The 21,907-nt window shown below is 65.0% G+C and carries 15 protein-coding genes and 3 pseudogenes; 12 read left to right on the forward strand and 6 right to left on the reverse strand.

From position 1 onward, the window contains the following. Window positions 1–79 precede the first annotated feature (79 nt). Genes dgcB through etfB form a run of 3 tightly spaced genes read left to right on the forward strand, consistent with a single transcriptional unit; the run spans window position 80 to window position 4,032 of the window. The gene (gene dgcB / locus KUO17_RS17710; protein ID WP_217976830.1) at window positions 80–2,026 is read left to right on the forward strand and encodes a dimethylglycine demethylation protein DgcB; all 1,947 of its coding nucleotides are present in this window, start codon (window positions 80–82) and stop codon (window positions 2,024–2,026) included. After that, window positions 2,026–3,246: an electron transfer flavoprotein subunit alpha gene (gene etfA, locus KUO17_RS17715; protein ID WP_217976831.1), complete on the forward strand. Its 1,221-nt coding sequence runs from the start codon at window positions 2,026–2,028 to the stop codon at window positions 3,244–3,246. The genes dgcB and etfA overlap by 1 nt, the downstream gene beginning before the upstream one ends. Window positions 3,247–3,261: 15 nt before the next feature. Next, a complete protein-coding gene (gene etfB / locus KUO17_RS17720) occupies window positions 3,262–4,032 on the forward strand; it encodes an electron transfer flavoprotein subunit beta (RefSeq protein ID WP_217976832.1) in 771 nt (256 codons plus the stop codon). A 728-nt stretch (window positions 4,033–4,760) separates the two neighbouring features. Here etfB and gbcA read toward each other — a convergent pair. After that, window positions 4,761–6,053 (reverse strand): glycine-betaine demethylase subunit GbcA, encoded by a 1,293-nt coding sequence (gbcA, locus tag KUO17_RS17725; RefSeq protein ID WP_217976833.1) that lies wholly within the window; start codon window positions 6,051–6,053, stop codon window positions 4,761–4,763. Between the two features lie 284 nt (window positions 6,054–6,337). On the opposite strand from gbcA, the gene gbcB reads away from it, so the two are divergent. Then, the gene (gene gbcB, locus KUO17_RS17730) at window positions 6,338–7,438 is read left to right on the forward strand and encodes a glycine-betaine demethylase subunit GbcB (protein ID WP_217976834.1); all 1,101 of its coding nucleotides are present in this window, start codon (window positions 6,338–6,340) and stop codon (window positions 7,436–7,438) included. On the opposite strand, the gene KUO17_RS17735 is transcribed toward gbcB, so the two are convergent. From KUO17_RS17735 to KUO17_RS27260, 4 genes and pseudogenes are all read right to left on the reverse strand, one after another. Beyond that, window positions 7,435–8,280 carry a nitrilase-related carbon-nitrogen hydrolase gene (locus tag KUO17_RS17735; RefSeq protein WP_217976835.1) on the reverse strand — a complete coding sequence of 282 codons (846 nt, stop codon included), beginning with the start codon at window positions 8,278–8,280 and terminating at the stop codon, window positions 7,435–7,437. The two genes, gbcB and KUO17_RS17735, sit on opposite strands and share 4 nt — an antisense overlap. Then, window positions 8,277–9,680 (reverse strand): purine-cytosine permease family protein, encoded by a 1,404-nt coding sequence (locus tag KUO17_RS17740; RefSeq protein ID WP_217976836.1) that lies wholly within the window; start codon window positions 9,678–9,680, stop codon window positions 8,277–8,279. Before KUO17_RS17740 ends, KUO17_RS17735 begins: the two co-directional genes overlap by 4 nt. Before the next feature lie 347 nt (window positions 9,681–10,027). Then, a complete protein-coding gene (locus tag KUO17_RS27255) occupies window positions 10,028–10,900 on the reverse strand; it encodes a methyl-accepting chemotaxis protein (protein WP_425274872.1) in 873 nt (290 codons plus the stop codon). Then, a pseudogene (locus KUO17_RS27260) lies at window positions 10,883–11,692 on the reverse strand (MCP four helix bundle domain-containing protein); the annotation flags it as partial. The gene KUO17_RS27255 and the pseudogene KUO17_RS27260, both read right to left, overlap by 18 nt. A gap of 238 nt (window positions 11,693–11,930) precedes the next feature. Here KUO17_RS27260 and KUO17_RS17750 point away from each other — a divergent pair. The 4 genes and pseudogenes from KUO17_RS17750 (at window position 11,931) to KUO17_RS27270 (ending at window position 14,553) form a co-directional block, all read left to right on the forward strand. Beyond that, window positions 11,931–12,161 (forward strand): hypothetical protein, encoded by a 231-nt coding sequence (locus tag KUO17_RS17750; protein ID WP_163950756.1) that lies wholly within the window; start codon window positions 11,931–11,933, stop codon window positions 12,159–12,161. Continuing rightward, window positions 12,158–12,460, forward strand: a complete 303-nt coding sequence (locus KUO17_RS17755) for a cell division protein ZapA (RefSeq protein ID WP_217976838.1) — start codon at window positions 12,158–12,160, stop codon at window positions 12,458–12,460. Before KUO17_RS17750 ends, KUO17_RS17755 begins: the two co-directional genes overlap by 4 nt. Before the next feature lie 200 nt (window positions 12,461–12,660). Then, window positions 12,661–13,689, forward strand: a pseudogene (locus KUO17_RS27265) (HAMP domain-containing protein); the annotation flags it as partial. Between the two features lie 135 nt (window positions 13,690–13,824). Then, complete coding sequence (locus KUO17_RS27270; protein ID WP_425274873.1) at window positions 13,825–14,553, forward strand: methyl-accepting chemotaxis protein; 729 nt, start codon at window positions 13,825–13,827, stop codon at window positions 14,551–14,553. A gap of 95 nt (window positions 14,554–14,648) precedes the next feature. Here KUO17_RS27270 and KUO17_RS17765 read toward each other — a convergent pair whose 3' ends face one another. Beyond that, window positions 14,649–15,689: a threonine aldolase family protein gene (locus KUO17_RS17765; RefSeq protein WP_217976840.1), complete on the reverse strand. Its 1,041-nt coding sequence runs from the start codon at window positions 15,687–15,689 to the stop codon at window positions 14,649–14,651. A 262-nt stretch (window positions 15,690–15,951) separates the two neighbouring features. On the opposite strand from KUO17_RS17765, the gene glyA reads away from it, so the two are divergent. From glyA to KUO17_RS17785, 4 genes and pseudogenes are all read left to right on the forward strand, one after another. Continuing rightward, complete coding sequence (gene glyA, locus KUO17_RS17770; protein WP_217976841.1) at window positions 15,952–17,205, forward strand: serine hydroxymethyltransferase; 1,254 nt, start codon at window positions 15,952–15,954, stop codon at window positions 17,203–17,205. Window positions 17,206–17,225: 20 nt separating this feature from the next. Continuing rightward, a complete protein-coding gene (locus KUO17_RS17775) occupies window positions 17,226–18,476 on the forward strand; it encodes a sarcosine oxidase subunit beta family protein (protein ID WP_217976842.1) in 1,251 nt (416 codons plus the stop codon). Window positions 18,477–18,490: 14 nt separating this feature from the next. Then, window positions 18,491–18,820 (forward strand): sarcosine oxidase subunit delta, encoded by a 330-nt coding sequence (locus KUO17_RS17780; RefSeq protein WP_217976843.1) that lies wholly within the window; start codon window positions 18,491–18,493, stop codon window positions 18,818–18,820. Further along, window positions 18,817–21,835: pseudogene (locus KUO17_RS17785) on the forward strand (sarcosine oxidase subunit alpha). The gene KUO17_RS17780 and the pseudogene KUO17_RS17785 overlap by 4 nt, the downstream one beginning before the upstream one ends. The last annotated feature ends 72 nt before the right edge of the window (window positions 21,836–21,907 follow it).

The raw sequence follows: 21,907 nt of genomic DNA on the forward strand, positions 1-21,907 counted from the left end.
GCGGCGCCTGCTTCGCTGGCAAGCCAGCTCCCACAGGTCCATCACCTGCAGGACCTGATGTGTATTTCGGGAGCTTCCCATGTTGAATACCCTGCTACCCCTCCTGCTGTTCGCCGCCCTCGGCCTGGCCGTGCTAGGCGCGTGGCGGCGCGTGCGGATGTGGCGCCGCGGCCGGCCGTCCAGGGTCGACCTGCTGGGCGGCCTGCTGGCCATGCCGCGTCGCTACAGGGTCGACCTGCACCACGTGGTCGCCCGCGACAAATACATGGCCAACACCCACGTCGCCACCGCCGGCGGCTTTGTGCTGGCGGCCGCGCTGGCGATCCTGGTGCACGGCTTCGGCCTGCACAACCGCCTCCTCGGCTACGCACTGCTGGCCGCCACCGTGCTGATGTTCGGCGGCGCAGTGTTCGTCTGCAAGCGCCGGCTGAACCCGCCCTCGCGCCTGTCCAGAGGCCCTTGGATGCGCCTGCCCAAAAGCCTGCTGGTATTTGCCGCCAGCTTCTTCATCGCCACCCTGCCGGTGGCCGGCATCCTGCCTGAAGGCACCGGTGGCTGGGTACTGGTGGCGCTGCTGGGGCTGGGCGTGCTGTGGGGCGTGAGCGAGCTGTTCCTGGGCATGACCTGGGGCGGGCCGATGAAGCACGCTTTTGCCGGTGCCCTGCACCTGGCCTGGCACCGGCGCGCCGAGCGTTTTGGCGGCGGCCGCTCCACCGGGCTCAAGCCGCTGGACCTGGAAGACCCGAATGCACCCCTGGGTGTGGAAAAACCCAGGGACTTCACCTGGAACCAGTTGCTCGGCTTCGACGCCTGCGTGCAGTGCGGCAAGTGCGAAGCGGCGTGCCCGGCGTTCGCTGCCGGCCAGCCGCTGAACCCGAAAAAACTCATTCAGGACATGGTGGTGGGCCTGGCTGGCGGTACCGACGCGAAGTTTGCCGGCAGCCCGTACCCAGGCAAACCCATCGGCGAACATGGCGGCAATCCGCACCAGCCGATCGTCAATGGCCTGGTCGACGCCGAGACGCTGTGGTCGTGCACCACCTGCCGCGCGTGCGTGGAGGAGTGCCCGATGATGATCGAGCACGTCGATGCCATCGTCGACATGCGCCGCCACCTGACCCTGGAAAAAGGCGCCACGCCGAACAAGGGCGCCGAAGTGCTCGACAACCTCATCGCCACCGATAACCCCGGCGGCTTCGCACCGGGCGGGCGGATGAACTGGGCCGCCGACCTGGACCTCGACGTGTTGAGCGAGGCAGGCAGCACCGACGTGCTGTTCTGGGTGGGCGACGGTGCCTTCGACATGCGCAACCAGCGCACTCTGCGCGCCTTCGTCAAAGTGCTCAAGGCGGCCAATGTGGACTTTGCCGTGCTGGGCCTGGAAGAGCGCGACAGCGGCGACGTGGCGCGGCGGCTGGGCGATGAGGCGACCTTTCAGCACCTGGCCCGGCGCAATATCCAGACCCTTGGCCAGTACCGCTTCAAGCGCATCGTTACCTGCGACCCGCATAGCTTCCATGTGCTGAAGAACGAGTACCCCGCTTTCGGCGGTGATTACGTGGTCCAGCACCACAGCGCTTACCTGGCCGAACTGATTGCTGCCGGCCAACTCAACCTGGGTCAGCACAGCGGCGCCAGCGTCACCTATCACGACCCGTGCTACCTGGGGCGCTACAACGGCGAATACGAGGCGCCGCGCCAGGTGCTGCGCGCCCTGGGCATCGAGGTGCGCGAAATGCAGCGCTCCGGTTTCCGTTCACGCTGCTGCGGTGGCGGTGGCGGTGCGCCGATCACCGACATCCCCGGCAAACAGCGTATCCCCGACATGCGCATGCAGGACATTCGCGAGACCGCGGCCGAGGTGGTGGCCGTGGGCTGCCCGCAATGCACCGCGATGCTCGAAGGCGTGGTCGAGCCACGTCCGTTGATCAAGGACCTGGCGGAACTGGTGGCCGACGCGCTGCTCGAAACGCCGGTAGCCAGCACACCGGTACCGAGCAAGCGTGAACCCGCGGAGGTGCACTGATGAGCGACATCATCCGGCGTGACCCGCGTGCCGAGTGGATTGCACGCAACCGCCTGCACCCGCTGCACGCGGCCATGCAGACCCGGCAGACGCAGTGGATGGGCCCCAACGGGGTGCTGCGCAAGAACCCCCATGCAGTCGGCTTCATCGGCCCCAACGGGATCAGGCGCATCGACCGCAGTGGTGCCCAGCACGGCGGCGCCAGCAAGCGCAGTGCCGCCGCCGAGGTGCTGCTGCCGCTGCATCAGGTGGCAGCGCCGGCGTTCTACATCGCCGTGGTGCCGGACATGGTCGGCGGGCGCCTGACCAGTCATGATCGTGACCTGCTCGGGTTGGCCCACAGCCTGGCCGGCAACGACGGCGCGGTGCTGGCGGTGGTGTTCGGCGAGCACAAGGAAACCACCTTTGGCACCTTCGGGGTCGACCGGCTGTTGCAGATCGAAGGCGACGAATTTGCCGGCTATGTGCCCGAGCAATGGGTGCAGGGCCTGCGCGCTGTGGATAACCAGTTCAACCCGCGCCACTGGCTGCTGCCCGACAGCCGCAGCGGTGGCGGCGAGCTGGGCCGACGCTTTGCCGCGGTGCTGGGCGAGCGCCCGGCGACGCGGGTGTGGCAGGTCAAGGACGGGGTATGCAGCGGGCGCGCCGGCGCGGGGCAGCAGGACCTGGTGCGCGCCTTGCCGCGCCTTGTCCTGGCCGCCGCCGAATGCGCCGAGCCGGTCAGCGAAACCCGCCACGAAGCCTTGCCGGTGCAGTTGTCCACAGGCGCCCCGCGCAGCCTGCCACGCATCGAAGACCTTGGCCCGGTGGCTGTGGACCCGGCCGCCATCGCCATGGCCGAAGCGGAATTCATCATGTCCGGTGGCAACGGGGTCAGGGACTGGGCACTTTTCCACAGCGCCACCGCAGCACTGGGTGCCACCGAAGGCGCTTCGAGGGTGGCGGTGGACGATGGCTTCATGCCGCGCAACCGGCAGGTCGGCGCCACCGGCACCTGGGTCACCGCGCGGGTGTACGTGGCGGTGGGGATCTCGGGGGCGATCCAGCACCTGCAGGGCATTGGTGCCTGCGACAAGGTGGTGGCGATCAACCTGGACCCGGGCTGCGACATGATCAAGCGCGCCGACCTGTCGGTGATCGGTGACAGCGCGGCGATCCTGCAGGCGCTGATCGAGGCTGTGGACAACTATCGCAATGGCGCCCGGCGCGATGCGGCGTAAGGGCAGGGGACGGTTATGAACACGAAGGTCATCAGCCTGGTATCGATTGGTGCACACCCAAGCTCGGGCCGTACGCGACGTGCCGAGCAGGATGCGCGGGCAGTGGAGCTTGGCTTGCAACTGGCTGGGGATAACTTGCAGGTGCTGCATGCCGGCGACCCGCAGGAGCCTGCGTTGCGGGCGTACCTGGGCATGGGCCTGGCGCAGCTGGACGTGCTGGAGCAGCCGCCGGGTGCGGATGCCCTGGGCGTGTTGGGCGACTATTTGCGCGAAGCCGGGGCGCAGTTGGTGTTGACCGGCAGCCAGGCCGAAACCGGTGAAGGCTCGGGCATGTTGCCGTTTTTGCTGGCCGAGCGCCTGGGCTGGCCGCTGGTGGTGGGGCTGGCCCAGGTCGAATCCATCCATGAGGGTGTGGCTCAGGTGCTGCAGGCCTTGCCGCGCGGCCAGCGGCGACGCCTGAAGGTGCGCCTGCCATTGCTGGCGACTGTGGATAACGCTGCGCCGACCCCGCGCCAGAGCGCTTTCGGTCCGGCACGACGCGGCGTGCTGGCGGCGCGGCAGGTCGAAATAGTCGAAGACGAGTTATTCACAGGCGCTGAGCTGCAACCGGCCAGGCCACGTCCCAAACGCCTGAAAGTGATCAAGGCCAAGAGCGGTGCCGACCGCATGAAAGCGGCCACCGCCAAGGCCAGTGGCGGCGGTGGGCAGGTACTCAAGGGCGTCAGTCCCGAAGAGGGCGCCCAGGCAATTCTCAAGCTGCTGGCGGAGGAGGGCGTGCTGCGCTGAGGGGTTGTGCACAAAGTCTGTTGGCGGATCTGTGGATAAAGTGTTTGCGTATGGCTGCAGGCCACGTGGAACATGGCGTTGAGCGTTGCGATCAAATAATGATCAATGTAAGCCACGGATTTTCCGTGGTTTTTTTATGCGTGCGGGGAGGTGAGGGCGCGTTTTTGCACACAATCCTTGTTGGCTGCTCTGTGGATAATCTGTTCGGACATGGCTGCAGGCCACGGCAGGCAAGGCGTTCAATGGATTGATCAAAAAACGTCCAAAAGTGCGCTCTGGCGTGTCCGAATAATCTGAATGCCGCGAAAAACGTGGGTTTTACGAGGTTATCCACAATGGTTTTTGGCATGGCTAAAGTTGCACACAAAGTCTGTTGGCGGCTCTGTGGATAAGGTGTTTGCGTAGTGCTGTGAGCCACGTATTCAAAGGCTTGGCGAGGGTTGATCATTATTTGATCAGCTCGAGGTTGTGGATTTTTTTGCCGCAGGGGGGCGTTTTCCACAAGGGTTGCCCACAATTGCTGTGGGTGTGGCTGTGGATAAAGTGTTCGTGAAGTGGTTATGGGTCAGCGGGGGCTGGGGTTTGCGGGTGTTGATCAGATTTTGTACAGATCAGGGTTGGAAGTCGCCCGATCTGGCCTCTTCGCTGGCACGCCAGCTCCCACAGGATTTATGCACGCCGCAACACCTTGTGGGAGCTGGCTTGCCAGCGAAGGGGGCAACACGGTGTTACTGCGCAGCCACGCCTTTGAGGTACGGCGCCGGCGCCGCCCCCAGGTTGTTCAGCAAGCGCTCGCTGTACCAGTCCACGAAGTTCACCACGCCAAACTCATAGGTCTTCGAATACGGCCCCGGCTGATACGCCGTGGAGTTGATGCCGCGCTGGTTCTCCTCTGCCAGGCGCCGGTCCTGGTCGTTGGTGGCATCCCACACCTCACGCATGCGCGCCGGGTCGTAATCCACACCCTCCACCGCATCCTTGTGCACCAGCCACTTGGTGGTCACCTTGCTCTCCCGGGCACTGATCGGCCACACGGTGAACACGATGATGTGATCGCCCATGCAGTGGTTCCACGAGTGCGGCAGGTGCAGGATGCGCATCGAGCCCAGGTCGGGGTTCTTGATCCGTCCCATCAGCTTCTGGCAGCCCTGCTTGCCGTCCAGGGTCATCGACACCGTGCCCTTGAGCAGCGGCATGCGCACGATGCGGTTGCGCAGGCCGAAGCTGGCATGCGCATACGGGATCTTCTCCGCGTCCCAGGCCGCCGCACTGGCCGCCACATGGTCCTTGAACGCCTGGTCGGCGCGTGGGTCGGTCACGTCATCCCATTCGAGCAGGGTTTTCAACAGCTCCGGGTGCGAGGCGTTGCAGTGGTAGCACTCGCGGTTGTTCTCCAGCACCAGTTTCCAGTTGGCCTTCTCCAGCAAGGTGGTCTGCACCGCCACCTTGGTGTTCTCCATGTCGTAGGGCTCCATGTAATGGGCCAGGGTGGCAAGAAAGTCATCGATGGCTGGCGGGTTCTCGGCCAGGCTGATGAAGATGTAGCCGCCGGCAGTCTTCACGTTCACAGGCTTGAGGCCGTACTGCTGCATGTCGAAGTCGGCGCCCATCTCGGTGCCGGCGAACAGCAGGCGCCCGTCCAGCTCGTAGGTCCACTGGTGGTAGTGGCACACCAGCTTGGCGACCTTGCCCTTGTCGCTGGTGCACAGGCGCGAGCCACGGTGCCGGCAGACGTTGTGGAAGGCATGCACCTGGCCCTCGGCACCCCGGATCACGATGATCGGGTTGGTGCCGATCTCCAGCGTCAGGTAGTTGCCCTTGGCCGGGATCTCGCAGGTCATCCCGGCAATCAGCCACTCCTTGTGAAAGATCTCCTGCATGTCGATCTGGAACAGCCGCTCATCGGTGTAGAACGGTTGTGGCAGCGAGAAGGTACGCTCGCGGGTCTGCAGCATCTCGGCGGTGGCCTTGCGCGCAGGTTCCAGTGGATCGCCCAGGCTCAGGGTTGCGGTGACGTCCATCGTTCAGGTCCTCATGGCCCGTGGGGCCGGCGAAAGTGGCTAATCGTTCTTATGGCGACGCAGGGCTGAAAAACAGCAGGAGTGTGTGCGATGGAGTGTGCGTTCGCCGGCGTCGCGAACCATACCCATGGGCGACATGGTCGGATCCGTTTCCGACGCGCGAGCCCCTGTAGCCGGGGGCTGGTCGCGATAAGCACGCCGATGTCGCGAATAGAAAAGTGCCGTGCCCGGCGCTTGCGCATTATCGGTGCCATAACAGGCCCCGATCGGCCGTGGAGACGAGCATGTCCAACAACTTCCTCAACCCGGTGACCACTCAGACCTGGGCCAACGGCCGGCATATCGTGCGCTGCGTCAAGGTCATCCAGGAGACCTGGGATGTGCGCACGTTCTGCTTCATGGCCGACCAGCCGATCCTGTTCTTCTTCAAGCCCGGGCAGTTCGTGACCCTGGAGCTCGAGATCGACGGCCAGCCGATCATGCGCTCGTACACCATCTCCAGTTCGCCCTCGGTGCCCTACAGCTTTTCGGTGACGATCAAGCGCGTGGCGGGCGGCAAGGTTTCCAACTGGCTGCACGATACCCTGCACGAAGGCCAGGAACTGGCGGTGCACGGGCCGGTGGGGCTGTTCAACGCCATGGATTTCCCCAGCCCCAAGGTGCTCTACCTCAGCGGCGGGGTCGGCATCACGCCGGTGATGTCGATGGCGCGCTGGTTCTATGACACCAACGCCAATGTCGACATGGTGTTCGTGCACAGTGCGCGCTCGCCCAAGGACATCATCTACCACCGCGAGCTGGAGCACATGGCCTCGCGCATCGACAATTTCAGCCTGCACATCATTTGCGAAAAACACGGGCTGGGCGAGCCGTGGTCGGGTTATCGCGGCTACCTGAACCAGAAGCTGATGGAGCTGATCGCCCCTGACTATCTTGAGCGCGAGATCTTCTGCTGTGGGCCCACGCCCTACATGAATGCGGTCAAGCGCCTGCTCGAAGGCAGTGGCTACGACATGCAGCGCTATCACGAGGAGTCGTTCGGCGCGACACCGCCCGAGGCCAAGGCCGACGCGGTGGAGAACGCCGAGCAGGCCGCCGAGGCGGCCGAGGTGGACGTGGCCGACCTGCACCAGGTGGAGTTCACTGCCAGCGGCAAGAGCATCCGCGTGGCGCCTGGCGAGACGGTGCACGCGGCCGCCGCCAAGCTCGGGCTGATGATCCCCAAGGCCTGCGGCATGGGCATCTGCGGCACGTGCAAGGTGCTCAAGCTGGGCGGCGAGGTGGACATGGAGCACAACGGCGGCATTACCGAGGACGATGAGGCCGAAGGCTATATCCTGTCGTGCTGCAGCGTGCCCAAGGGCGATGTGCGCATCGAGTTCTAGTCGCGCAGCAGGTCGGCGTAGAGCGCCGGGCGGCGGTCGCGCAGCACGTGATTGCGGGTGCTGACCTGCTTGTCGAGGGCCTGCTGCAGGTCGATGTCGGCCAGCAGCAGCTGCTTGTTGCCCACGCTCTTGCCGCCCTTGAGCACGTAGCCGTCGGCATCGGTCAGGGTCGAGCCGCCTACCCAGTTCACGCCACGCTCTTCGCCACAGCGGTCACAGGCGATGATGAACAGGCGGTTGACCGAGGCATTGGCCTGCACCCGGATCACTTCGGCCGGCCGTTGAAACCCCGGGCGCGGGCTGTCGGGCCAGTTCACCGGCGCGCACAGCAGCTGTGCGCCGCGCAGTGCCGTCAGGCGCACCCACTCGGGAAACTCCAGGTCGTAGCAGATCATCATCGCGATGCGCCCCAGGTACGTGTCCACCACTGGCGGCGGCTCACTGCCAGGGGTGAAGATCTGCGCCTCGCGGTCCCACAGGTGCGCCTTGCGGTAGAAGGTGCGCCGCCCGTCCGGCTCGATCAGCACGGCGCTGTTGGCCACCTGGCCATCGGCCAGGCGCTCGCAGAAGCCGCCCACCACGATGATCTGGTGCCGCTGGGCCTGGCGTGTCCAGGCGGCGAGGGTCGGCCCGTCACGGGGCTCGGACAGGGCATGGGCTTCGGCGCGGTCGTAGAACAGGTAGCCGCTCTGCGCCAACTCCGGCAGCACCACCAGTTGCGCGCCGCGGCTGGCCGCCTCGGCGATGGCCACGCGGGAGCGGTCGAGGTTGTAGGCCGGGTTGGCAATCACGGGCGCCAGTTGATAGCAGCCCACCCGTACGCTCGAGCCTGGCAAGGTCATGGGCGTGGTACCTGTGGGGCGAGCGGCGAGCGCCGGCGCATGAGCTGGCAATACAGCAGCGCCGACACCACGAAGCCCGGAATGAACGCCAGGTCGGCGCCGGCCAGTGCCTCGGCCACGGGCCCTCGCAGGCCGGCCAGCGAGATGAACGGCAGCATTGTCAGCAGGCCGCCCAGGTACGCCAGGATACCGGGCCAGGCCCATTGTCCGTAGATGCCGGCCGGGTTGAACAGATCGCTGACGACGTAGCGGCCTTTGCGCAGCAGGTAGTAGTCGGTGAGGTTGATCGCGCTCCATGGCACCAGGAAATACAGCATCAGTTGCAGGAACAGGTTGAAGCTGTCCAGGTAGCTTTCAGGCAGGGCGATAGCGGTCAGGTAGACCAGTGCGCCAATCCCCACGATGCTCAGGGCGCGTGTGCGCAGGCCCGGATTCATGGGGCGGAAGGCGGTGATTGCACTGAAACCGGTGAGCATCGCGCCGTAGTAGTTGACCGCCATGATGCCCACCAGCGCGGGCACCGCCATCACGATGGCGAAGGTGCCGAAACCGGGCAGGAACTGATTGCCCAGGTGCTGCAGGCTGCTGATGGCCTCCGGGGCGGGCACCGCCGAGGCCATCAGCGCGCCCAGCGACATCAGCCACAGCGCCGAACCTGCGGCGCCCAGGTAGGTCCACAGCACCACCTTGCGCGCCGAGGTGGTCGGCGGCAGGTAGCGCGAGTAGTCCGAGACGTACACCGAGTAGCTGATCTGGTAGCCCGCCGCGGCCGACAGTTGAATGAAAAAGCCCGACCACGAGAACTGCAGGTTGCGCTGCACGGTGTCGGCTTCAAGCAGCAGCAGTGCTGCGAGGGTGAGCAGGCCGAAGACGCCGATCAACAGGTAGGTCAGCAAGCGCTGCACGGTGTGCAGCAGGTCGTGGCCAATGATCGTGATCAGCACCGCGGCCCCGATCAGCACCGCATACCAGAACCCATCGCTGCCCGGCAGCACGGTGGTGAGTGCGTCGGTGGCCAGGATCACGTTGAACACGTTGAAGCCGACGTACACGCACACCACCGCGGCGAACGGCACCACCGCGCCCCGCAGGCCGAACTGGGCGCGTGACTGCAGCATCTGCGGCAGGCCCAGGCGCGGGCCCTGGTTGGCGTGCAAGGCCATGCACAGGGTGCCGACCGTCACGCCGAAAATGATCGCCATGACCGCCTGCCAGGCGGCCAACCCCAGCGCAGGGCCGACGAAACCGGTGACCATGGTGGTCAGCACGAAGTTGCCGGTGAACCAGAACGGGCCCAGGTGCCAGGCGCTGCCATGGCGCTCGTTCAGGGGCACCGGGTCGATGGTGCGGGTTTCGATGTTAAGGCCTGAGGCCTCGGGCAGGGGTGCAGCATTGTCCATGGGATTCCCATACGTTCGGGCAAAAGCTCAAGTGCTGCTGAGAGTAGGCGAACTTACAGACACTGAAGTAAGCGCCCAGCGTCAGGAACGTTGCCGCGTCATTTTTGAAGTGGGCTGTAACACCCGGAATAGGGCCATTCTGATAAGTAAACTGATATTTCTGCCAGTCTCTTAATGCGCGGATTTATCCCGAAACGTTATTGGGAAGTGTCAGATTTTTTGCCAAATTCACTAACGCTGAAGATTATTCCTACTTGTTATTCGGAACAGTCTTGTATCGACCGGCGGGCGGGGGCGAGTCGACAGTGGCAAGCGGCCGCCCCTGTGTGCAGGGGCGGCGGCAAGGGTCACACGCTGAAGCGTGCGACCAGGCCGTTCAGGTTGACGGCCAGGCGCGACAGCTCGGCACTCGCTGCGCTGGTCTGGTGGGCACCGGTGGCCGACTGCACCGACAGGTCATTGATGTTGACCAGATTGCGGTCCACTTCACGGGCCACCTGGGCCTGCTCTTCGGCAGCGCTGGCGATCACCAGGTTGCGCTCGTTGATCTCGGCGACCGCGCTGGTGATGGTCTCCAGCGACAGGCCGGCGCCACGTGCGATGTTCAGGGTCGACTCGGCGCGCTCGGTGCTGTTGCGCATGGAGTTCACTGCCTGCTCGGTACCGCCCTGGATGCTGCCGATCATGCGTTCGATTTCGCTGGTCGACTGCTGGGTGCGATGGGCCAGTGCACGCACTTCGTCCGCGACCACGGCAAACCCGCGGCCGGCTTCACCCGCGCGGGCAGCCTCGATGGCGGCGTTGAGTGCCAGCAGGTTGGTCTGGTCGGCCAGGCCGCGAATCACGTCCAGGACCTTGCCGATGTCGCGCGATTCGCCCGCCAGGTTGCCGATCAGTTCGGCGGTGCCTTGCACGTCGGCGCTCATGCGTTCGATGGCGCTGACGGTCTCCATCACTAGGTCACGCCCATCGCCGGCCGAGCGGGTGGCTTCCTTGGAGGCTTCGGAAGTGCTCACGGCGTTGCGCGCCACTTCTTCCACGGCGCTGGTCATTTCGGTGACGGCGGTGGCCGCCTGCTGAATTTCGTTGTTCTGCTGCTGCAGGCCGCGGGCGCTTTCGTCGGTGACCGCGTTCAGCTCTTCGGCGGCCGAGGCCAGCTGGGTCGCGGAGCCGGCGATCTGTTGCAGGGTGTCACGCAGCTTGTGCTGCATCTTGGCCATGGCCTTGAGCAGGCGCGCCGCTTCGTCGGTGCCTTCAGCCCGGATCGTCTGGGTAAGGTTGCCTTCGGCGATCTGCTCGGCGGCGTGCAGCGCCTCATCGATCGGCTTGACGATGCTGCGCGTCAGCAGCACTGCACACAGCAGGGTCAGCGCGGTGGCGGCGACCAGCAGCACGATGACCAGGGTGAAGGCCGTGTCGTACTGGTCCGCTGCGGCCTGGTTGGCGCTGCGCGTCTGCTCGTTGTTGACCTTGACCAACTGGTCCAGTACGGCGTTGATCTGCTCGGAGTTGCTCAGCATCTCCTTGTTGAGCAGGCTGCGCAGGCCGTCGCGGTCATTGCTCTGCGCCATGCGTTTCATCTGGGCTTCGAGTTGACGGTACTGGCCCAGTAGCTGGCGGTACTGGTTGAAGATATCGCGCTCGCCGTCGGCAACGATCAGTTTTTCATAGGCCTGTGTGGCCTTGTCGATCTGGCTGTTGCGCGTGTCCAGCAGGCCGAGGATTTCCTGCTGCTCGCCCGCGTCACGGTTGACCAGCAGGCGGTAGGAGAGTGTGCGCAGACGCAGGGTCAACTGGTTGATCTGGCTGAGGTTGTCGAAGCTGGGCACATTGACCTGCTCGATGATGATGCCCGCCTGACGAATACTGCCCAGCTGGTTCAGGGCAAATATGCCAAGTGCAAGCATCAGGGCACCGATCAATGAAAACCCCAGAAGCGCACGCACTGCGATGTTCATGTTACGTAATGACATGGTTTTATCCGGCAAGAAGGATGTGGGCGCGCGGTCCATGCGTCATTGGAGTGTCACAATGCCTATCGGTCGGGCGTAGAGAGACTTGAGCGGTTATGTAACTAAATATGAACCGGCCGTCGTTTTTTGTTGGATGACATCGGACCAAGTGACGGAACCGGGTCGCGATCAGCGGGTCAATCTGCACCACGTTGGGGCTCTGGCCCCGATATCCCTGGCGAGCACGACGAGATTTCTTTATCGTGTGCGCCCCCTGAAAAACCCTGAGAACGCAATCATGCTGGAAACATCCCTGAGTCAACTGGAGCAACTGGTCAGCGACCTGGTGCAGAAGAACCTGGAACTGGCCGAGCGCAACGCGCAACTGGACAGCGAGCTGGCCCAGGCCAAGGACGAAAACGAGAGCCTGCAACTGAGCCTGATGGAACAGGAAGAGAAGCAGGGCGCGACCGCTGCGCGCATCCAGGCGCTGGTGGAACGTGTCGGTGGTGGTGCCGTTAACGCATGAACACCTCCGCGCAGTCGATCAATGTCGTGTCGATCCTGGGCAACGACTATTCGATCAAGGCCCCCGAAGGTCAGGAGCAGACCCTGGCGCAGGCGGTGCAGATGCTCAAGGCCTCCCTGGCCGACACCAAGCGCAAGTACCCTTCGCTCATTGGTGACAAGCTGCTGGTGCTGGCGGCCCTGAATCTGTGCTCGCAGCAGATCGAGCTGCAGCAGACCCATCAGCAAGCCCTCGACCGTTATCAAGAGCAAGTCAGCGCCACGGTCGACGTGATCGCCCGGACCATCGGCAACAGCTGATCGCTCCGGCGCCCGTTTCAAGTCTATTTGCTTGCTCACTGACCTTCGGGACAGTGGGCGGCATTGTGCTGCCTTGCTGCTGGTATTGTATTTCCTGTTGTATACAATTGGTCGGGACCTTGCGGTCAGCGGCTCATTCTTCTCAGGGGATATCCATGCAGTTCTGGCGGCGCAGTATCCAGTGGCAATTGATTGCAAGCATGGGCGCAGCCTTGCTGGCGAGCCTGTTGATCGTGGTGGTGATCTATACCCTGGCGGTCAATCGGCTGACCGAGCGTTACCTGATCGAGACCGCGTTGCCGTCCAGCGTCGAGGCGATTCGCAACGATATCGAGCGCATGCTCGGCCGCCCGCTGACTGCGGCGGCCGACATTGCCAGCAACACCCTGCTGCGTGACTGGCTGGCCGCGGGCGAGGACAGCCGCCAGGCCGCACAGTTTGTCGAGTACCTGGAGTCGGTGCGGGTGCACAACCAGGCGTTCACCGCGCTGTTTGCCGCCACCGCCAGCAACCACTATTACAACCAGGGCGGGCTGGACCGTACCTTGAGCCGCAGCAACCCGAAGGACCAGTGGTTCTTCGGCTTCATCGACAGCGGTAACCGGCGCCTGCTCAACATCGATACCGATGTCAGCAGCGGCGACCTGGCGCTGTTCATCGACTACCGGGTCGAGAAGGCCGGCCAACTGGTGGGCATTGCCGGCCTGGGGCTGCGCATGACCGAGCTGTCGGAGCTGATCCACGACTTCAGTTTCGGCGAGCTCGGGCGGGTGTTCCTGGTGCGTGGCGATGGCCTGATCCAGGTGCACCCGCAGCCCGAGTTCAGCGGCAAGCGCCAGTTGGCCGAGCAGATCGGCGAGGCCGCTGCAACGCTGGCGCTCACGCCCCATGAAGGCTTGCAGCGCAGCCGCTTCGAGCGCGACGGAGAAGCCTACCTGGCGCTGAGCCTGCCGCTGCGCGATTTGAACTGGACACTGGTGGCCGAGGTGCCCGAGGCGCAGATCTATGCCCAGGTGAACCAGACCGTATGGCTGACCAGCCTGATCGGTGCGGCGGTGGCGTTGCTCTCGCTGCTGCTGGTGGTGTGGCTGGCGCGGGGCATCGTGCGGCCGTTGCGCGGGGTGACGGCTGCATTGACGGCCATCGGCGACGGTGGGGGCGACCTGACCCACCGCCTGGACGAGACGCGGGCTGACGAGCTGGGTGACCTGGCGCGGGGCTTCAACCGCTTTCTCGACAGCCAGCGTGCCCTGATCGGTGATGTCCTGCGCACCACCGAGCACTTGCGCAGTGCGGTGGGGCAGGTGAGCGAGGTGGTCGAGAACACCGCCGACCGCGCGCAGCGCCAGCAGCAGATGACCGAGATGGTGGCCACCGCGGTGCACCAGATGGGGCTGACCGTGCAGGACATTGCGCAGAACGCCGGCACCGCCGCGCAGGCTTCGCAGACTGCGCGCAGCGAAGCCCTGCAGGCGCGCGAGGTGGTGCAGCGCTCGATTGCGCACATCGAAGGGATGTCGGGGGAGATCGGCGTGGCGGCCGGCGCGGTGGGTGAGCTGGCGCAGGAGGTGGCGTCGATCGACGAGGTACTGGCGGTGATCCGCAGCATTTCCGAGCAGACCAACCTGCTGGCGTTGAATGCGGCGATCGAGGCGGCGCGGGCCGGCGAGATGGGGCGTGGCTTTGCAGTGGTGGCCGACGAGGTGCGTACCCTGGCGCAGCGTACCCAGGTGTCGACCGACGAGGTGCAGACGATGATCCAGCGCCTCAAGCAGGGGGCGGGCACGGCGGTGGCGTCGATGCAGGCGGGGCAGGCGGCGACCGGTACGGGCGTGGCGTCGAGCCAGCGCACAGGGGCCTCGTTGACCACCATTACCGGGCAGGTGGAGCACATCAGCGACTTGAACCTGCAGGTAGCCACGGCGACTGAACAGCAGTCGGCAGTGACCGAGGAGATCAACCGCAACGTACAGGGGATTTCCGACCTGGCGCGTCAGACGGCGGCCGAGGTGGACGGGTGCCGGCAGGATTGCCGGGCGCTGCGCGGGCTGGCGGATGACCTGGCGCGGCAGATGGGTGGGTTCAGGCTCTAGACCCACGTGACTGCTTCGCTGGCAAGCCAGCTCCCACAGGGTCAGGGGCGCTCACAAAACCCCTGTAGGAGCCGGCCTTGCCGGCGAAGGGGCAATCAGCCCAGCGTGACGGCCCGGATATCCGCCGCCAGCTCGCGCACCCGCGCCTGGTCGGTGTCCCACGAGCACATGAAACGCGCGCCACCGCTGCCAATGAAGGTATAGAAGCGCCAGCCCTTTTCACGCAGGGCTTCCAGCGCCGGCTCCGGCATCTGCAGGAACACCCCGTTGGCCTCCACCGGGAACATCAGCTGCACCGACGGGATGTCGGCCACCAGCCCGCTGAGCAGTTGCGCGCACTGGTTGGCGTGCTGTGCATGGCGCAACCAGGCGCCGTCTTCGAGCAGCCCCACCCACGGCGCCGACAGAAAGCGCATCTTCGACGCCAGTTGCCCGGCCTGCTTGCAGCGGTAGTCGAAGTCTTCGGCCAGCTTGTGGTTGAAGAACAGGATCGCCTCGCCCACCGCCATGCCGTTCTTGGTACCGCCAAAGCACAGCACGTCGATGCCGGCCTTCCAGGTCAGCTCGGCAGGCGTGCAGCCCAGGAACGCGCAGGCATTGCTGAAGCGTGCGCCGTCCATGTGCAGGTTCAGGCCCAGTTCCTTGCAGGTGTCGCTGATCGCCTTGAGCTCTTCGGGGCGGTACACGCTGCCCACTTCGGTAGCCTGGGTGATGGTCACCACGCGCGGCTTGGGGTAGTGGATGTCCTGGCGCTTGAGCGCCACTTCGCGGATCGATTCAGGCGTGAGCTTGCCGTTCTCGCTGCGTGCGGTCAGCAGCTTGGAGCCGTTGGAGAAGAACTCCGGCGCGCCGCATTCGTCGGTCTCGACGTGGGCGGTCTCCGAACAGATCACGCTGTGGTAGCTCTGGCACAGCGACGACAGGGCCAGGGAGTTGGCGGCGGTGCCGTTGAAGGCAAAGAACACCTCGCAGTCGGTTTCGAACAGCTTGCGAAAGTGATCGGCAGCCTTGGCGGTCCACTGGTCGTCGCCATAGGCGCGCTCGTGGCCCTGGTTGGCCTTGTCCATTGCCGCCCAGGCTTCGGGGCAGATGCCGGAATAGTTGTCGCTGGCGAATTGCTGGGTTTGTTCGGTCATTGCACTGTCCTGTGATCGACGCAGGCAAGCACTCTAAACCAACTTCCGGGTTGTCGCCTATCGCTGGCAAGCCAGCTCCCACAGGTACAGCGCCGCTTTTTGACCCGATGATTTCCTGTGGGAGCTGGCTTGCCAGCGAAGCGGGCGACACGGATGTCGTAAACGCACCTTTGCGTGGCGCGCGCAGGCATCTGGGCTGTGCGTACCAGTCCTACCATCGCAGCCAAAGGGCGCTGTCCATGTCACTGCCGGGAGAGATGCGATGTTCACCAAGCAAGACCAGATCCAGGGTTACGACGATGCACTGCTGGCGGCGATCAACGCCGAAGAGCAACGCCAGGAAGATCACATCGAACTGATCGCCTCGGAAAACTACACCAGCAAGCGCGTGATGCAGGCTCAAGGCAGTGGCCTGACCAACAAATACGCCGAAGGCTACCCCGGCAAGCGCTACTACGGCGGTTGCGAGCATGTGGACAAGGTCGAACAACTGGCCATCGATCGCGCCAGGCAGCTGTTCGGCGCCGACTACGCCAACGTCCAGCCGCACTCCGGCAGCCAGGCCAACGCTGCGGTGTTCCTTGCCCTGCTGCAAGCCGGCGACACCGTGCTGGGCATGAGCCTGGCCCACGGTGGCCACCTTACCCACGGCGCCAAGGTCAGCTTCAGCGGCAAGCTGTACAACGCGGTGCAGTACGGCATCGACACCGACACCGGCCTGATCGACTACGACGAGGTCGAGCGCCTGGCCGTCGAACATCAGCCGAAGATGATCATCGCCGGGTTTTCGGCCTACAGCAAAACCCTCGATTTCCCACGCTTTCGCGAGATCGCCGACAAGGTCGGCGCCTACCTGTTCGTCGACATGGCGCACGTCGCCGGGCTGGTCGCCGCCGGCCTGTACCCCAACCCGCTGCCCTACGCCGACGTGGTCACCACCACTACCCACAAGACCCTGCGCGGCCCGCGTGGCGGGCTGATCCTGGCCAGGGCCGACGAGGCGCTGGAGAAGAAGCTCAACGCCGCGGTGTTCCCCGGTGGCCAGGGCGGCCCGCTGATGCACGTGATCGCGGCCAAGGCGGTGTGCTTCAAGGAAGCGCTGGAGCCCGGCTTCAAGGCTTACCAGCAGCAGGTCATCGACAACGCCCAGGCCATGGCTGGCGTGTTCATCGAGCGCGGCTACGATGTAGTGTCCGGCGGCACCGACAACCACCTGTTCCTGGTCAGCCTGATCCGTCAGGGCCTGACCGGCAAGGAGGCCGACGCCGCACTGGGGCGTGCCCACATCACCGTGAACAAGAACGCCGTGCCCAACGACCCGCAGTCGCCCTTCGTCACCTCGGGCCTGCGCATCGGTACCCCGGCGGTCACCAGCCGTGGCTTCAAGGTCGCCCAGTGCACGGCGCTTGCCGGCTGGATCTGCGACATCCTCGACAACCTCGGCGACGCCGATGTCGAGGCGGACGTGGCCAGGAACGTGTCGGCATTGTGTGCGGATTATCCGGTTTACCGCTGAGTGGTTGAGGAGTACAGACTATGCAACGCTACTCGGGCTTCGGCCTTTTCAAGCACTCGCTGAGCCACCATGAAAACTGGCAGCGCATGTGGCGCACGCCGACCCCGAAGAAGGTCTACGACGTGGTCATCGTCGGCGGCGGCGGGCATGGCCTGGCCACGGCCTATTACCTGGCCAAGGAACACGGCATCACCAACGTGGCGGTGGTCGAGAAGGGCTGGCTGGGGGGCGGCAACACCGCGCGCAACACCACCATCGTACGTTCCAACTACCTGTGGGACGAGTCGGCGCGCCTGTACGAGCATGCCATGAAGCTGTGGGAAGGGTTGTCCCAGGACATCAACTACAACGTGATGTTCTCCCAGCGCGGCGTGTACAACCTGTGCCACACGCTGCAGGACATTCGTGACTCCGAACGCCGCGTGAGCGCCAACCGGCTCAACGGTGTGGACGGCGAACTGCTCAATAGCCAGCAGGTGGCCGACGAGATCCCGTACCTGGACTGCTCGAAGAACACCCGCTACCCGATCCTCGGCGCCACCGTGCAGCGGCGCGGCGGCGTGGCCCGTCACGATGCCGTGGCCTGGGGCTACGCGCGTGCCGCCGACGCCCTGGGGGTGGACCTGATCCAGCAGACCGAGGTGATCGGCTTTCGCAAGGAGAACGGCGTGGTGATCGGCGTGGAGACCAACAAGGGCTTCATCGGCGCCAAGCGCGTCGGTGTAGTCACTGCCGGCAATTCCGGGCACATGGCCAAGCTGGCCGGCTTTCGCCTGCCGATCGAGTCGCACCCGTTGCAGGCGCTGGTGTCCGAGCCGATCAAGCCGATCATCGACAGCGTGATCATGTCCAACGCCGTGCATGGCTACATCAGCCAGTCGGACAAGGGCGACCTGGTGATCGGTGCCGGTATCGACGGCTGGGTCGGCTACGGCCAGCGTGGTTCTTACCCGGTGATCGAGCACACCCTGCAGGCGATCGTGGAGATGTTCCCGATCCTTTCGCGGGTACGCATGAACCGCCAGTGGGGCGGCATCGTCGACACCACCCCGGACGCCTGCCCGATCATTTCCAAGACGCCGGTGCCGAACATGTTCTTCAACTGCGGCTGGGGCACCGGTGGCTTCAAGGCTACGCCAGGCTCGGGCAACGTGTTCGCCGCGAGCCTGGCCAAGGGCGAGATGCACCCGCTGGCCAAGCCGTTTTCCATCGACCGTTTCCACAACGGCGCCCTGATCGACGAACACGGCGCTGCCGCTGTCGCCCACTAACAGGAGAAATTCCCATGTTGCACATCTTCTGTCCCCACTGCGGCGAGCTGCGCTCCGAAGAAGAATTCCATGCCGCCGGTCAGGCGCACATCCCGCGCCCGCTGGACCCGAACGCCTGCACCGACGAGCAGTGGGGCGACTACATGTTCTTTCGCGACAACCCGCGTGGCCTGCACCACGAGCTGTGGATCCATGCCGCGGGCTGCCGTCAGTACTTCAACGCCACCCGTGACACCGTGACCTACGAGATCCTCGAGACCTACACCATCGGTAGCCAACCCCAGGTGACCGGCAAGGGCACCGCCCCGCAGTTGGCTGCCAGCGGCCAGGGAGAAAAGGTATGAGCCAGCTTTATCGCCTGCCCAGCGGCGGTCGCATCGATCGCAGCAACGTCTTGAGCTTCACCTTCAACGGCCAGAGCTACCAGGGTTTCGAGGGCGACACCCTGGCCGCCGCGCTGCTGGCCAATGGCGTGGATATCGTGGGGCGCAGCTTCAAGTACTCGCGCCCGCGCGGCATCATCGCTGCCGGCAGCGAAGAGCCCAACGCGATCCTGCAGGTAGGCGCCACCGAAGCCACCCAGGTGCCCAACGTGCGCGCCACCCAGCAGGCGCTGTACGCCGGCCTGGTGGCCACCAGCACCAATGGCTGGCCGAGCGTGAACACTGACGTCATGGGCATCCTCGGCAAGGTCGGCGGCAAGCTGATGCCGCCGGGCTTCTACTACAAGACGTTCATGTACCCGCAGTCGTTCTGGATGACCTACGAGAAGTACATCCGCAAGGCGGCAGGCCTGGGCCGTTCGCCGCTGGAAAACGACCCCGACAGCTACGACTACATGAGCCAGCACTGTGACGTGCTGGTGGTGGGCGCCGGCCCTGCCGGGCTGGCCGCCGCACTGGCGGCAGGGCGCAGTGGCGCGCGGGTGATCCTGGCCGACGAACAGGAAGAATTCGGCGGCAGCCTGCTCGACAGCCGCGAGAGCCTGGACGGCAAGCCGGCCGCCGACTGGGTGGCCACGGTGATCAGCGAGCTCAAGGGCATGCCCGAGGTCACGCTGCTGCCCCGCGCCACGGTCAACGGCTACCACGACCACAACTTCCTCACCCTTCACGAGCGCCTCACCGATCACCTGGGCGACCGGGCGCCGATCGGCCAGGTACGCCAGCGCATGCACCGTGTACGTGCCAAGCGCGTGGTGCTGGCCACCGGTGCCCACGAGCGCCCGCTGGTGTACGGCAACAACGATGTACCGGGCAACATGTTGGCCGGTGCGGTGTCCACCTATGTGCGCCGCTACGGCGTGGCGCCGGGGCGCAAGCTGGTGCTCTCGACCAACAACGACCACGCCTACCGCGTGGCGCTGGACTGGCACGATGCGGGGCTCAAGGTGGTCGCCGTCGCCGACGCACGGCACAACCCGCGCGGTTCGCTGGTGGAGGAGGCGCGCGCCAAGGGCATCCGCATCCTCACCTCCAGCGCGGTGATCGAGTCGCGTGGCAGCAAGCACGTGAGCGCTGCACGGGTGGCGGCCATCGATGTGGTAGCGCACACCGTCGTCAGCCCCGGCGAATGGCTGGACTGCGACCTGGTGGCGACCTCCGGTGGCTACAGCCCGGTGGTGCACCTGGCCTCGCACCTGGGCGGCAAGCCGGTGTGGCGTGATGACATTCTTGGTTTTGTGCCGGGCGACGCCCCGCAGAAACGTGTGTGCGTGGGCGGAATCAATGGTGTGTTCGCCCTGGGCGATGCCCTTGCCGACGGTTTCGAAGGCGGTGTGCGCGCGGCCACCGAGGCCGGTTTCAAGGCGGTCGAAGGCGTGCTGCCCAAGGCCCTGGTGCGCCAGGAAGAGGCCACTGTGGCGCTGTTCCAGGTGCCCCACGACAAGAACACCGCGCGCGCACCCAAGCAGTTCGTCGACCAGCAGAACGATGTCACCGCTGCCGCCATCGAGCTGGCCACCCGCGAGGGCTTCGAGTCGGTCGAGCACGTCAAGCGCTATACCGCGCTGGGCTTCGGCACCGACCAGGGCAAGCTGGGCAACATCAACGGGCTGGCGATTGCCGCGCGTTCGATGGGCATCAGCATCGCGCAGATGGGCACCACCATGTTTCGCCCCAACTACACGCCGGTGACCTTCGGCGCGGTGGCCGGGCGCCATTGCGGACACCTGTTCGAACCGGTGCGGTTTACCGCGCTGCATGCCTGGCATGTGAACAACGGTGCCGAATTCGAGGACGTCGGCCAGTGGAAGCGGCCGTGGTACTTCCCACGCGGCGGCGAAGACATTCATGCCGCCGTGGCCCGCGAATGCAAGGCGGTACGCGACAGCGTCGGCCTGCTGGACGCCTCGACCCTGGGCAAGATCGACATCCAGGGCCCCGATGCACGGGAGTTCCTCAACCGCATCTACACCAACGCCTGGACCAAGCTGGACGTGGGCAAGGCGCGCTACGGGCTGATGTGCAAGGAAGACGGCATGGTCTTCGACGACGGCGTGACGGCCTGCCTGGGCGACAACCATTTCCTGATGACCACCACCACCGGGGGGGGCGGCGCGGGTGCTGCAATGGCTGGAGATCTATCAGCAGACCGAATGGCCGGACCTGAAGGTGTACTTCACCTCGGTCACCGACCACTGGGCCACGCTGACCCTGTCGGGCCCCAACAGCCGCAAGCTGCTCAGCGAAGTGACCGACATCGACCTGGACAAGGACGCCTTCCCGTTCATGACCTGGAAGGAAGGCCTGGTGGGCGGTGTGCCGGCGCGGGTGTTCCGGATCTCGTTCACCGGCGAGCTGTCGTACGAGGTGAACATCCAGGCCAACTACGCGATGGGCGTGCTGGAGCAGATCGTTGCCGCCGGCAAGCAGTACAACCTGACCCCGTATGGCACCGAGACCATGCACGTGCTGCGGGCCGAGAAGGGTTTCATCATCGTCGGCCAGGACACTGACGGCTCGATGACCCCGGATGACCTGAACATGGGCTGGTGTGTGGGGCGTACCAAGCCGTTCTCGTGGATCGGCTGGCGCGGCATGAACCGTGAGGACTGCGTGCGCGAGCAGCGCAAGCAACTGGTGGGGCTCAAGCCGGTCGACCCGACCAAGTGGTTGCCGGAAGGCGCGCAACTGGTGTTCGACCCCAAGCAGCCGATCCCGATGGACATGGTGGGGCACGTGACCTCCAGCTACGCCAGCAACTCGCTGGGCTATTCGTTTGCCATGGGCGTGGTCAAGGGGGGCCTCAAGCGCATGGGCGAGCGGGTGTTTTCGCCGCAGGCCGACGGCAGCGTGATCGAGGCCGAGATCTGCGCTTCGGTGTTCTTCGATCCGAAGGGCGAGCGGCAGAACATCTGATTCCAGGTTGACACGGTACCTGTGGGAGCTGGCTTGCCAGCGAAGGGGCGCAACAACGCTTCGCTGGCAAGC

The organism is Pseudomonas aegrilactucae, assembly GCF_019168305.1.
GTDB classification, from domain to species: Bacteria; Pseudomonadota; Gammaproteobacteria; order Pseudomonadales; family Pseudomonadaceae; genus Aquipseudomonas; species Aquipseudomonas aegrilactucae.

Coding starts and splice junctions, on each gene's coding strand:
- KUO17_RS17780 (WP_217976843.1), top strand. CDS start 18,491: ATGTTGCACATCTTCTGTCCCCACTGCGGCGAGCTGCGCTCCGAAGAA.
- KUO17_RS17755 (WP_217976838.1), top strand. CDS start 12,158: ATGAACACCTCCGCGCAGTCGATCAATGTCGTGTCGATCCTGGGCAAC.
- glyA (WP_217976841.1), top strand. CDS start 15,952: ATGTTCACCAAGCAAGACCAGATCCAGGGTTACGACGATGCACTGCTG.
- gbcB (WP_217976834.1), top strand. CDS start 6,338: ATGTCCAACAACTTCCTCAACCCGGTGACCACTCAGACCTGGGCCAAC.
- KUO17_RS17740 (WP_217976836.1), bottom strand. CDS start 9,680: ATGGACAATGCTGCACCCCTGCCCGAGGCCTCAGGCCTTAACATCGAA.
- etfB (WP_217976832.1), top strand. CDS start 3,262: ATGAACACGAAGGTCATCAGCCTGGTATCGATTGGTGCACACCCAAGC.
- KUO17_RS17750 (WP_163950756.1), top strand. CDS start 11,931: ATGCTGGAAACATCCCTGAGTCAACTGGAGCAACTGGTCAGCGACCTG.
- gbcA (WP_217976833.1), bottom strand. CDS start 6,053: ATGGACGTCACCGCAACCCTGAGCCTGGGCGATCCACTGGAACCTGCG.
- KUO17_RS27255 (WP_425274872.1), bottom strand. CDS start 10,900: ATGGCCAAGATGCAGCACAAGCTGCGTGACACCCTGCAACAGATCGCC.
- KUO17_RS17775 (WP_217976842.1), top strand. CDS start 17,226: ATGCAACGCTACTCGGGCTTCGGCCTTTTCAAGCACTCGCTGAGCCAC.
- KUO17_RS17735 (WP_217976835.1), bottom strand. CDS start 8,280: ATGACCTTGCCAGGCTCGAGCGTACGGGTGGGCTGCTATCAACTGGCG.
- KUO17_RS27270 (WP_425274873.1), top strand. CDS start 13,825: ATGGTGGCCACCGCGGTGCACCAGATGGGGCTGACCGTGCAGGACATT.
- dgcB (WP_217976830.1), top strand. CDS start 80: ATGTTGAATACCCTGCTACCCCTCCTGCTGTTCGCCGCCCTCGGCCTG.
- KUO17_RS17765 (WP_217976840.1), bottom strand. CDS start 15,689: ATGACCGAACAAACCCAGCAATTCGCCAGCGACAACTATTCCGGCATC.
- etfA (WP_217976831.1), top strand. CDS start 2,026: ATGAGCGACATCATCCGGCGTGACCCGCGTGCCGAGTGGATTGCACGC.